At 69.4% G+C, this 11,909-nt stretch carries 7 protein-coding genes; all 7 read left to right on the top strand.

Going from position 1 to position 11,909, the window contains the following annotated elements; all coding sequences use genetic code 11:
- The first annotated feature begins 35 nt into the window (after positions 1–35).
- The 7 genes from SLQ33_RS20605 (at position 36) to SLQ33_RS20635 (ending at position 11,906) form a co-directional block, all read left to right on the top strand.
- Positions 36–1,889, top strand: coding sequence for an Hsp70 family protein (locus SLQ33_RS20605; RefSeq protein ID WP_319455728.1), 1,854 nt, complete (start codon positions 36–38; stop codon positions 1,887–1,889).
- A complete protein-coding gene (iniR, locus tag SLQ33_RS20610; RefSeq protein WP_319455729.1) occupies positions 1,886–4,357 on the top strand; it encodes an isoniazid response ATPase/transcriptional regulator IniR in 2,472 nt (823 codons plus the stop codon). Before SLQ33_RS20605 ends, iniR begins: the two co-directional genes overlap by 4 nt.
- 42 nt (positions 4,358–4,399) lie before the next feature.
- Positions 4,400–5,272 (top strand): SDR family NAD(P)-dependent oxidoreductase, encoded by an 873-nt coding sequence (locus tag SLQ33_RS20615; protein ID WP_319455730.1) that lies wholly within the window; start codon positions 4,400–4,402, stop codon positions 5,270–5,272.
- 8 nt (positions 5,273–5,280) lie between these two features.
- Positions 5,281–5,754, top strand: a complete 474-nt coding sequence (locus SLQ33_RS20620; protein WP_319455731.1) for a MerR family transcriptional regulator — start codon at positions 5,281–5,283, stop codon at positions 5,752–5,754.
- A 111-nt stretch (positions 5,755–5,865) separates the two neighbouring features.
- Positions 5,866–7,509 (top strand): Hsp70 family protein, encoded by a 1,644-nt coding sequence (locus tag SLQ33_RS20625; protein ID WP_319455732.1) that lies wholly within the window; start codon positions 5,866–5,868, stop codon positions 7,507–7,509.
- Between the two features lie 163 nt (positions 7,510–7,672).
- Complete coding sequence (locus tag SLQ33_RS20630; RefSeq protein ID WP_319455920.1) at positions 7,673–10,612, top strand: heterodisulfide reductase-related iron-sulfur binding cluster; 2,940 nt, start codon at positions 7,673–7,675, stop codon at positions 10,610–10,612.
- Positions 10,613–10,616: 4 nt separating this feature from the next.
- Positions 10,617–11,906 carry a pyridoxal phosphate-dependent aminotransferase gene (locus SLQ33_RS20635; protein WP_319455921.1) on the top strand — a complete coding sequence of 430 codons (1,290 nt, stop codon included), beginning with the start codon at positions 10,617–10,619 and terminating at the stop codon, positions 11,904–11,906.
- Positions 11,907–11,909 lie beyond the last annotated feature (3 nt).

An 11,909-nucleotide genomic window follows, 5' to 3' on the forward strand; every position in this document is an offset into this window, starting at 1 on the left:
TCCGCCGCGACAGGCATCCGACACAGGGGTATCACATGAGCGACGCACTGGGATTGTCGATCGGAACCACGAATCTGGTCGCCATCCGCGAGGGTCGACCGCCGGTCACCCGACGGTCGATTTTGACGCTGTTCAACGACCGCGCGCCGGAGGTCGGGGCACCCGGGGAGTACCCGAACCCAGGTCAGCCCGGGCTCGTATTGACGTCGTTCGTCGAACGGGTCGGCGACCCGGTCCCCATCGTCGCGCCGGACGGGTCGTCGCACCGCGCCGAGTACGTGCTCGTCGATGCGCTCGACGCGCTGGCGCGCACGGTCGGCGGCGGAGCGCCCGTCACGATCGCCGTGCCCTCGCACTGGGGTCCCGCGGTCGTCGGCGCACTGCGGGCCGCGTTGCGCACGAAGCCGGGCTTGAACCCCAACGGCGTCGCCCCATCGATCATCCCCGACGCCGGGGCGGCCCTGACCGGCTTGCGGGCGGCGCCGGGACTGCCACCGAACGGGGTCGTCGTGCTGTGCGACCTCGGCGGGACCGGAACCAGCGTCACCCTCGCCGACGCCAGCGCGGGCCTCGCCCTCATCGGGGACACCGTGCGCTACCCCGAGTTCTCGGGCGATCTCATCGACCAGGCATTGCTCAACCACGTCGCGGCGGGCATCGCCGCGGCCAACGACACCGACCCGGGCAGCACGGCCGCCGTCGGGTCGCTGGCGCGGCTGCGCGACGAATGCAGGCGGGCCAAGGAGCGGCTGTCCGCCGACACCGCGACGGTCCTGCCCGCCGAGCTGCCCGGCTACGCCTCCGACTTCCGGGTCACCCGGCCCGAACTCGAGCACTTGATCGATCAGCCGCTCGGCGGCCTGATCAACGTCATCGAAGACACGTTGCAGCGCTACCGAATTCCGCTGTCGGCCATCTCCGCGGTGGCGACGGTCGGTGGCGGTGCCGCCATTCCGCTTGTCACGCAACGACTCTCCGAGCGACTGCGGGCGCCCGTGGTGACGACCCCCTCGCCGTTGCTCGCCACTGCGGCGGGCGCGTTCGTCGTCGCCGATCGCGGGCTTTCCCCGGATACGCCGACCGGCATGGCCCCGGCCGCCGACGACGCGACGGGACTGGCGGCCACGATGGGTTGGGCCGGCGGGGGCCCCGACGCCACGCAGATGGCCCCGGCCGAAGGCGCACCGACGTCGTCGGCGGGCTCGCTGGCGTGGTCGCAGGACGACACCGTAGGCGAAGAGCCGGTGCCGTACGCCGGCGGTGAGTACCAGTCGGAGTACAGCGGGCCGACCGATGCGCGTCCCGCCATGGCGTACGCCCACGACGAAGAAGACGACCTCCCCGAACCGGAGCCGCTCGCCTGGTACAAGCGGCCGCCCATTCTCTTCGGCGCCGCCGCGGCCGCGCTGCTGCTCGCCGCGGGCGGCCTCGCCATCACCCTGACCAGTTCGTCGGAGCCGTCGGGTCCGGTCACCGCAACGGCGACCAGCTACACCACCGACTCCAACGGCAACACGGTCCCGGTGCTGCCCCCCAACTCGGAGTCGCAGGTCGTGACCATCACCAAGCCCAACGGCGAGACGAGCACGTCGGTCGCGCCACCGGTGACCACGACGGAAACGACGACCTCCCCCACGACCACCTCGTCGACGACCTCGTCCACCACGACGACGACCACCACGACCACCACCACGACGACGACCACGACGACCACTCCCCCGACGACCACCACCACGACAACGACGACGTTGCCGCCGATCACGCCGCCGAGTTCGGAGGTGACGGTGCTGCCCAACACCGTGGTGTCACCCGCCTCGGTCGCCCCGGCAACGGCTCCCGCGGCGGTGCCCGAACTGACGGTCCCCGTATTGGCGCCTTCAGCGCCGTGACCGGACGCGGCGCGATCGCAGCGCTGACGGCGGCCCCGACGGAACCCGCCAAGCTGCTGGTCTCCGGCGGCATCGGCACGGGGAAGACCTCCGCGCTGACCGCAATCCGGTCGGCGCTGCGCGATGCGGGCGTCACCGTGCTCAGCCGACCACCGCGCCCCGACGAACGAACGACCGCGGCCGTCGTCATCGACGACGCCCACCTGCTCGACGACGACGAGCTCCGACGGTTGACCGAGCTGGTCTCCGATCCGCAGGCCACCGTCGTCGTCACCGCCGCGCCGCTGGCGCATCACGCCGCGCTCACCGAGTTGGTCACGGCCATCGCGCGGGAGAACGCGGCAGTGGAGTTGGGTCCGCTGCCCGGCAAGGAGCTGCTCCGCGCCGCGGCGGAAGTGCTTGGCGCCGTGCCGCCCGCTGAGTTGGGGCGGGCGCTGATGGCGTCGACGGCGGGGTTGCCGTTCCTGCTCTATCCGGCCCTGGACGCGGCCCGGTCGGCCGACGGGGATACGCCCGCAACGGCGGCCGTCCACGCGGCGCGCGTCGCGTTGGCCGAGCGCTTGGTCCGCGTCGCCGAACCCGTGCTGGACACCCTGCTGCTGTGTTCGCTCAGCCCCGAGCTTGGCCCGGACGACGTTGCAGCGGCGTTGCGACTCGAGGGCGCGGGGGCCGCCGCGTTGGTCGACGAGGCCAGGGCCACCGGCTTGCTGTCGCCGTCGCACAACCCCACGTTCCTGCGCTCCCTGCACCGCAGCCTCACGCAGCTCGTCGGCACCGCCCGGCATCACGACGTGGAAGCGTCGCTGCTGCGCTCACAGCTGGAGATGTCAACGCTGTCAACCGATCTCGCGCTGCGGCTGGCCGAACACGGCATGCGCGACGGCGCACTGGCCGACGAGCTCGCCAACCGTGCGGCGCACGGTCGCGGGGACCCCGGCCAGGCCGCCCGGCTCTATCGGGCCGCTGCGGAAGCCGGCGCCACCAAGCTGTCGGCCCAACTGGCCGATGCGCTTGCGATGACCGGGGACTGCGCGACCGCCGGGCGCCTCGCCGACGACCTGCTGAGCTCCGAGGACCCGGCGGAACGCGCGACGGCCGTGAGGATCTCGGCCAGCATCGCCATGCACGACGGCGGTGCGACCCAGGCCGCCGACCTGTTCCGCTGGCTCGGCCCGCAACCCGATGCGCACGTCGCCGCCGCCAGCGCGGTCGTGTCCGTCGCGACAGGCGACCCAGCCTCGGCGCGGGCGGCGCTCGACGTCGACGCAACGGGGCCGCCCACCTCGACAGCGCGCGCGGCGCGCAGTCTCGCCGACGGCTTGCTGCTCACCCTCGATCAGCCGTATTCGGTTGCCATGGCGCGACTTTCGCAGTCGATCACCGACCAGCGTCCGCCGGGCGTTGCGCCCGATACCGCGGCGGCCCTCGTCACCCTCGTCGCGCTGCACGGCGGCGACCCGGTGCGCGCGCGAAGCGTCATCGGACGGGCGGTGCGGGGAGCGGGCGACGACGAGGGTTTCGTCATCCACCGGCACCGGCTGCTACAGGGCTGGGTCCGGATGCAGGACGGCCAGCTCGCCGCGGCCTCGGCGGACGTCGCGACCGCGGTGGGCGCCGACCTTCACCGGCGCGACGCGTTGTGGGCGGCCGCGCTCCAGACGGCGATCGCCCGGCGCAGCGGCGACAGCGGGGCGGTGCAGAAGCATTGGTACACGGCGATGGAGGTGCAGTCGGAGCACTCCGTTGACCTGGTGTCGCTGCTGCCGCTCGGCGAGTTGTGGGTGGCGGCGGCGCGGGTGCATCAGGTCGACCGGCTACGCCAGCCGATCGCCGATGCGTTCGAACTGCTTGAGCGCCTTGGTAATCCGCTGTTGTGGTCGGTGCCGCTGCATTGGGCGGGCGTGCACGCTGGGATCCTGGCGAACGATCCCGCGGCGGTGGCCCCTCACGGTGCGGCGCTCACCGCCGCCGCGGCGCATAGCCCGTTCGCCAAGGCCCTGGCCGGGGCTGGCCGCACGTGGCTGCGGGTGCTGGCCAACCACGTCGACATCGACGAGGTCGGTGCCGCCGCGCGGGGGCTCGCGCAGTACGGACTTACCTGGGATGCCACGCGATTGGCCAGCCAAGCCGCGCTCCAGACACCCGATGGACGCGTGTCGGGTGCGATGCTTCAGGTGGCGCGCGACCTCAAACTCAACGCGTCGGGCGACGACGACGTGATGCCCGTGCCCACGTCGACTTCGACCGCCCCGCACGCCGGCACCGCCCAGGCGCCCTTCTCGCGGCTGTCGGATCGCGAACGCGAAGTCGCCGAACTGCTGCTGCAGGGCATGCAGTACCGCGACATCGGTGCTCAGTTGTTGATCTCGGCCAAGACCGTCGAACATCACGTGGCCCGGATTCGTCGCAGGCTCGGCGCGGAGTCGCGCTCGGAGATGCTCTCGATGCTGCGCGCGATACTGGGCTGACCGTTTGCGTTCGAGTGCGCTCGAACTTCTAACGTCGCGGCCATGACCACGCATACGGCACCACAGACATGGATCATCACCGGAGCCTCGAAGGGATTCGGACGTGCGCTGGCCGAGGCGGCCCTTGCCGAGGGCGATCAGGTCGTGGCGGCGGTCCGCAACCCTGACAGCGTGGCGGACCTAGCGACCACCCATGGTGACCGCATCACGAGCGTTCAGTTCGACGCCCGAGCCGTCACTGAAGCCGCAGGCCTCGTCCAGGTGGCGGTTGAGCACTACGGCCGGTTGGACGTCGTGGTGAACAATGCGGGCCGCGCCATCGTCGGCGCTGCCGAGGAGGTCACCGACACGCAGCTGCGCGACCTGATGGACCTGCACCTGTTCGGTCCCGCTGCGCTGGTGCGCGCGGCATTGCCGGTCATGCGGGCCCAGGGAGGCGGGACGATCGTGCAGATGAGCAGCCAGGGCGGGCGGATGTCTTTCCGAGGTGTGTCGACCTACTCGGCGTCGAAGTTCGCGTTGGAGGGATGGTCAGAGGCCTTGGCCGACGAGGTCGCCCCGTTCGGGATCCGCGTGATGGTCGTCGAGCCCAGCCGGTTCCGCACCGCGTTCAACGGCGCCGACGTGCTCGACTTCACCAACGCCTCACAGACCTATCGCGAGATCCTGGCCGACGTGCGAGCCGACATGGCCGGTGCAGACGGGAACCAGGAAGGCGACCCCGCCAAGGCCGCGCAGATCATCGTCTCCCTAGCCCATTCCGAGCAGGTGCCGCTGCGGCTGCCGCTCGGCGCCGAGGCCGTCGAGCGGCTCACGGCCACCTACCAACGCGGTCTGGACGAGGTCAGCCAGTGGGCTGAGCTGGCCCGCAGCGCAGACTTCACCGACGCCGCCGCCTCGCTGCGTCCGATCTAGGATCGAGTATGTCCACCGACGACCTGATGAGCAGGGCGCTCGCCTCGCTCAGCGAGCTCGACGGCCCGATGTCGATCGAGGTCATCCATCGGCTCGCTGACACCAGTGACGTCCGCGAGCCGATGACCATCGCCGAAGTCGCCGAGCTGCTCGACGTCTCCGCGCACACCCTGCGTTACTACGAACGCGCCGGGCTCGTCGAGGTCGACCGCGACAGCAGCGGCCACCGTAGCTACCATCCCGAGGCGGTGCGCCGCCTCGTCTTCCTCACCCGGATGCGACTGTCCGGCATGGCCATCCGCGATCTTCAGCACTACATCTCGCTCGTCGACAGTGGCGAGCAGACCGTGCCAGAACGACTCGACATGCTGCTCGAACATCGCGACACCATCCGCCGCCAGATCCGGGAACTCACGCTCTCGCTGGCCGCCACGGAATACAAGATCACCACCTATGGCGGCACCACCGGCGACACACACTAACCGCGTCCCCGTACGCGCCCCGATCCCCTAACGAAATTCCCCTACGGGGGTACCTAAGGCAGCGGGTCCGCCACCGATCCGATTAACGCGCACGCGTCCTACCGTCGTCCCATGCACACGAATCGACATGCCGGCCTGCGGAATTCGCTGGGCATCTCGGTCGGGGCGACGAACCTGGCAGCGGTTCACGGCGCCCAGACGATCATTGCGCCCGCCGTGGTGCGGACCGCACAGGGCGGCTGGCTCAGCGGTTTCGTCGATCGCATCGGCGACCCAGTACCCCTGGTGGCCTCGGACGGCTCGACCCACCGCCCTGAAGCGCTGCTCGCGGAGGCGCTCGAGACGACCATCATGGGCGCGACGCACGGTGCCCCGGTGTCCAACGTCGCGATGGCCGTGCCCGCCCACTGGTCACCGTCGACCGTGGCGGCGTTGCGCTCCGACGGCTCCAATCACAGACTGCTGGTGTCGGATGCCACCGCGGCGGCGTGGGCACTGCGCACCGAGGTCGGGCTGCCGTCCCGCGGCGTCGTGGTCGTGTGCGATTTCGGCGGCAGCGGAACCAGCATCACCTTGCTCGACGCCGCAAGCGATTTCGCGCGCATCGGCGACACGGTGCGCGTCACCGACTTCTCCGGTGACCTCGTCGACCAGGCCATCCTCTACAAGGTCGTCGCAGAACTCTCCGACGCCAGCCAGACTGATTCCTCCGGCACGGCGATGGTCGGCTCGCTGGCACGGTTGCGTCAGGCCTGCCGGCTGGCCAAGCACCGGCTGTCCGCCGAGACGGCGACGGCCATCACCGTCGACCTCCCCGGCACGCAGACCAGCGTGCGGCTCACGCGCGGCGAGCTCGAGACGCTCGTCGAAGGTCGCCTCGGGATGGTCGTGGGTGAACTCGAAGATGCCTTGTTGCGCAACGGCATTGCGCCGCAACACGTCGCCGCGGTGGCGGCTGTCGGTGGCGGAGCCCGCATCCCGTTGGTCACCCAGACGCTGTCGCAGCAGCTGCGCGCGCCCGTCATCACCACGCCGAACCCCCAACTCGCAGCCGCAGCCGGGGCGGTGTTGATGGCCACTGCCGAATCGGACCCCCGCACCGAGCTGACCCGGACCGCGCTGGCCCCCACGGCCGCAAAGTCAGCCCCCACGGCGGCAACGCCGGCCCCCACCGCGCTGGCCTGGTCGCAGGCCGAACCCGACGAGCTCGACGCGTTCGATCCACTGGAGGCCAGTCGCCCGGACGTCGACTTCGACCACGGCTCGGACGTCCCGGCACCCGAACGTCGCCGCGGACCCGTGCTCTTGTTCGTCGCGGCTGCGGCCGCCGCCGCGGCGGCACTGGCGGTCGTCGGCATGACGTCCTTCGCGCAGGACCTGACCCCGGCCAGCGCGGTCAGCACCATCGCGGTGTCGACGGCGCCCGTCAGTTCGACGCAGCTGCCGGTGTCGCAGGCAGGTGAGACGCAACCGGTCGTCGCGGAGACCGTCGTGGTCACGCAGGCCCCACGGCGGGTGCCCGTCGAGCAGCCGAAGCCCCAGCAGCCCGCACCCGTGGTGACCACGACACCGCCCCCGCCAGTGACAACCACCACAGCAACCCCTACCACGACCACCACCACGACGCCGACGACCACGACGTCGACGACGCCTCCGACCACCACCACCCCCACGTCAACCACGACGACCGCGACGTCGGCACCGGAAGTGACGATCAAGCACCCGATCGTCGTCAACCCGCAACCGAGCGTCTGAGGTTACGAGTTAGGACAGCCTTCGTAGCGACCTTCTACGCCATGATGCAACTATGAGCAGGCATCTAGCGTAAGTTACCGGCGAGTAACCCTCCTAAGTTACTCTCGAGTAACAAGATCTCGGGAGGCAAGCGGTGGAGACGCACACCCTGGTGTTGGTCACGATGATCATCGGCGTAGTGATGACCCTCGTCGTGCTGGCCTTCGCCGCAAAGCGGGTGCTGTTCCTGACCAACCTGATCCGGTCCGGCCAGACCACGATCGACGAGGACGCCCGCAAAGACGACCTCAAGACGCGCATCACGACGCAGTTCAAAGAGGTCTTCGCGCAGACCCGGCTGCTGCGTTGGTCGATCCCCGGTATCGCCCACCTCTTCACCATGTGGGGCTTCTTCATCCTTGGCAGCGTCTACGTCGAGGCGTTCGGCGTGCTGTTCTACCCGAAGTTCGAAATCCCGTTCGTCGGCCACTGGGACGCACTCGGATTCCTTCAGGACTTCTTCGCCGTCGCCGTGCTGCTCGGCATCGGCACCTTTGCGATCATCCGGTTGCGCTCCGAACCCAAGGAGTACGGACGGGACTCTCGGTTCTACGGCTCACACACAGGCGGCGCCTGGCTGATCCTGTTCATGATCTTCAACGTCATCTTCACCTACGCGATCTTCCGTGGCGCGGCCGTGGTCACCGGCAACCTGCCGTACGGCAAGGGCGCGTTCTTCTCGCACGCCATGGGCTGGCTGTTCGAGTTCTTCGGCGAGCACGCCAACCACTACATCGAACGCGGCGGGCTGCTGCTGCACATCGGCGTCATGCTCGTCTTCCTGCTGATCGTGCTGCACTCCAAGCACCTTCACATCGGACTTGCGCCGGTCAACGTCACCTTCAAGCGGCTGCCCAACGCGCTTGGCCCGCTGTTGCCGATGGAGTCGGGCGGCAAGTACATCGACTTCGAGGATCCCGACGAGGACGCAGTCTTCGGCCGCGGCAAGATCGAGGACTTCACGTGGAAGGGCTATCTCGACTTCACGACGTGTACCGAGTGCGGCCGCTGCCAGTCGCAGTGCCCGGCGTGGAACACCGGAAAACCGTTGTCGCCCAAGCTCGTCATCATGAACCTGCGCGACCACCTCTTCGCCAAGGCGCCATACATATTGGGCGACAAGGAAATGCCGGCCGACGCGGACTCTGCCAAGGAGCTGGTCTCCGCCGACGGTGGGTTCATCGAGACCAAGCACGACGACGAACACCACGTCCCCGAGTCCGGCTTCGAACGGATCATGGGCTCCGGCCCCGAGCAAGCGACCCGTCCGCTCGTCGGCACCCTGGAGGAGGGCGGCGTCATCGACCCCGACGTGCTGTGGTCGTGCACCACGTGCGGCGCGTGCGTCGAGCAGTGCCCGGTGGACATCGAGCACATCGACCACATCGTCGACATGCGGCGCTACCAGGTGATGGTGCAGTCGGAGTTCCCCGGCGAGCTCGGCGTGCTGTTCAAGAACCTGGAGCAGAAGGGCAACCCCTGGGGTCAGAGCGCCAAGGAGCGCACCACCTGGATCGACGAGGTCGACTTCGACGTGCCCGTCTACGGCGAGGACGTCGACTCCTTCGAAGGCTTCGAGTACCTGTTCTGGGTCGGCTGCGCGGGCGCCTTCGAGGACCGCGCGAAGAAGACCACCAAGGCCGTCGCCGAACTGCTCGCCACCGCGGGCGTGAAGTTCCTGGTGCTCGGCACCGGCGAGACCTGCACGGGCGACTCGGCCCGCCGCGCGGGCAACGAGTTCCTGTTCCAGCAGCTGGCTGCGCAGAACAAGGAGACCATCGACGGTGTCTTCGAGGGCGTGGAGACCGTCGACCGCAAGGTCGTCGTCACCTGCCCGCACTGCTTCAACACCCTCGGCCGCGAGTACACGCAAATAGGCACCAACTACACGGTGCTGCACCACACGCAGCTGCTGAACCGGCTGGTGCGAGACAAGAAGCTGGTGCCGGTCTCGTCCGTTTCGCAGGACATCACCTACCACGACCCGTGCTACCTGGGTCGGCACAACAAGGAGTACGCGGCGCCGCGTGAGCTCATCGGTGCGTCCGGCGCGACGCTCACCGAGATGCCCCGGCACGCCGACCGTGGGCTGTGCTGTGGCGCGGGCGGCGCGCGGATGTGGATGGAAGAGCACATCGGCAAGCGCGTCAACCACGAACGCGTCGAGGAGGCCCTCGATACCGGGGCGTCCAAGATCGCGACGGGCTGCCCGTTCTGCCGCGTGATGATGACCGACGGCGTCGACGACGTCACCGCAGGCACGGATCTGCCCAAGGCTGAGGTGCTCGACGTGGCCCAGCTGCTGCTGACCTCGCTCGACAAGTCCACTGTCACGCTGCCCGCCAAGGGGGCGGCGGCCGAAGCCGCCGCCGCCAGGGCCGCGGCCGCACCCGCCAAGGTCGAGGTGGCGCCGTCAGAACCCACGGCCGACGAAGCCAAGCCGCAGCAGGAGGACGCACCCGCCGCCAAGACCGAGACCGCCGCGGTTCCGGCCAAGGGCTTGGGCATCCAGGCGAAGCGCCCACCGAAGAAGGGCACCGCCGCAGCGGCTCCCGAGGCTCCTGCCGCCTCGGAGGCACCCGCGGTCGAGGTCAAGGGACTGGGAATCGCCGCCAAGCGCCCACCGAAGAAGGGCGCTCAAGCCGCTGCCGCTCCGGCCGCCCCCGTCGCCTCCGTCGCCTCGGAGGCACCCGCCGTCGAGGTGAAGGGCCTTGGCATCCAAGCCAAGCGCCCGCCAAAGAAGGGCGCTCAGGCTGCCGCCGCGCCCGCGGCACCGGCCGCGGAAGCTCCTGCGGCACCGGCGGAGACCCCTTCGGAGGCCCCCAAGGTCGAGGTGAAGGGCCTGGCAATCCAAGCCAAGCGCCCACCGAAGAAGGGCGTTCCGGCTACACCGGCCGCGCCGGCCACCCCCGAACCCGCGGCGGAACCCGTTGCCGCGCAGCCGGAACCGGAATCGGCGCCATCCAATGGCCAGCCCGCCGAGCCGGAAGAGCCTGCCGCCCCGGCGGTCGAGGTGAAGGGGCTCGGGATCGCGCCGGGCGTGCGCCGACCGCCGAAGCGGTAAATCGCTGGACAACCGATGGGACGATAGGGACGTGAGTACGCATCAGCTGCCGTGGCATACGGGCCACCAGCCACGCCAGCGCACGTTCACGCAGTCGACCAAGCTGCAGGACGTCCTGTACGAAATCCGCGGCCCGGTACACGATCACGCGGCGAGGCTCGAGGCCGAGGGCCACCGCATCCTCAAGCTGAACATCGGCAACCCCGCGCCGTTCGGCTTCGAGGCGCCCGACGTCATCATGCGCGACATGATCCAGGCCCTGCCGTACGCCCAGGGGTACTCGGACAGCAAGGGCATCCAGGCCGCCCGCCGCGCGGTGTTCACGCGCTACGAACTGGTCGACGGGTTCCCGCGGTTCGACGTCGACGACGTGTTCCTCGGCAATGGCGTCTCCGAGCTCATCACGATGACGCTGCAGGCATTGCTCGACAACGGCGATCAGGTGCTCATCCCCGCTCCCGACTACCCGCTGTGGACGGCGTCGACGGCGCTGGCGGGCGGCACCCCCGTGCACTACCTCTGCGACGAGACGCAGGGCTGGCAACCCGACATCGCCGACCTCGAGTCGAAGATCACCGACCGCACCAAGGCGCTGGTCGTGATCAACCCGAACAACCCGACCGGCGCGGTGTACGGACGCGAGACCCTGGAGCAGATGGTCGCGCTGGCGCGCAAGCACCAGCTGCTTCTGCTCGCCGACGAGATCTACGACAAGATCCTCTACGACGACGCCACGCACATCAGCCTGGCCACCCTCGCGCCCGACCTGCTGACCCTGACGTACAACGGACTCTCCAAGGCGTACCGGGTGGCGGGCTACCGGGCTGGCTGGCTGGTGATCACCGGCCCGAAGGAACACGCAACCAGCTTCCTCGAGGGCATCAACCTACTGGCCAACATGCGCCTGTGCCCGAATGTGCCTGCGCAACATGCCATTCAGGTGGCGCTCGGCGGGCACCAGAGCATCGAGGACCTGGTGCTGCCCGGCGGGCGGCTGCTCGAGCAGCGCGACGTCGCCTGGAACAAGCTCAACGAAATTCCCGGGGTGTCGTGCGTCAAGCCCGAGGGGGCGCTGTACGCGTTCCCGCGCCTCGATCCCGAGGTCCACGACATCCACGATGACGAACAGTTGGTGCTCGACCTGCTGCTGCAGGAGAAGATCCTGGTCACCCAGGGCACCGGGTTCAATTGGCCCGCACCCGATCACCTGCGCATCGTGACGCTGCCGTGGGCCCGCGACCTGGCCAACGCCATCGAGCGGCTCGGCAACTTCCTGGCCAGTTACCGCCAGTAACCG

It is taken from the genome of Mycobacterium sp. RTGN6 (genome assembly GCF_033804605.1).
GTDB lineage: Bacteria > Actinomycetota > Actinomycetes > Mycobacteriales > Mycobacteriaceae > Mycobacterium.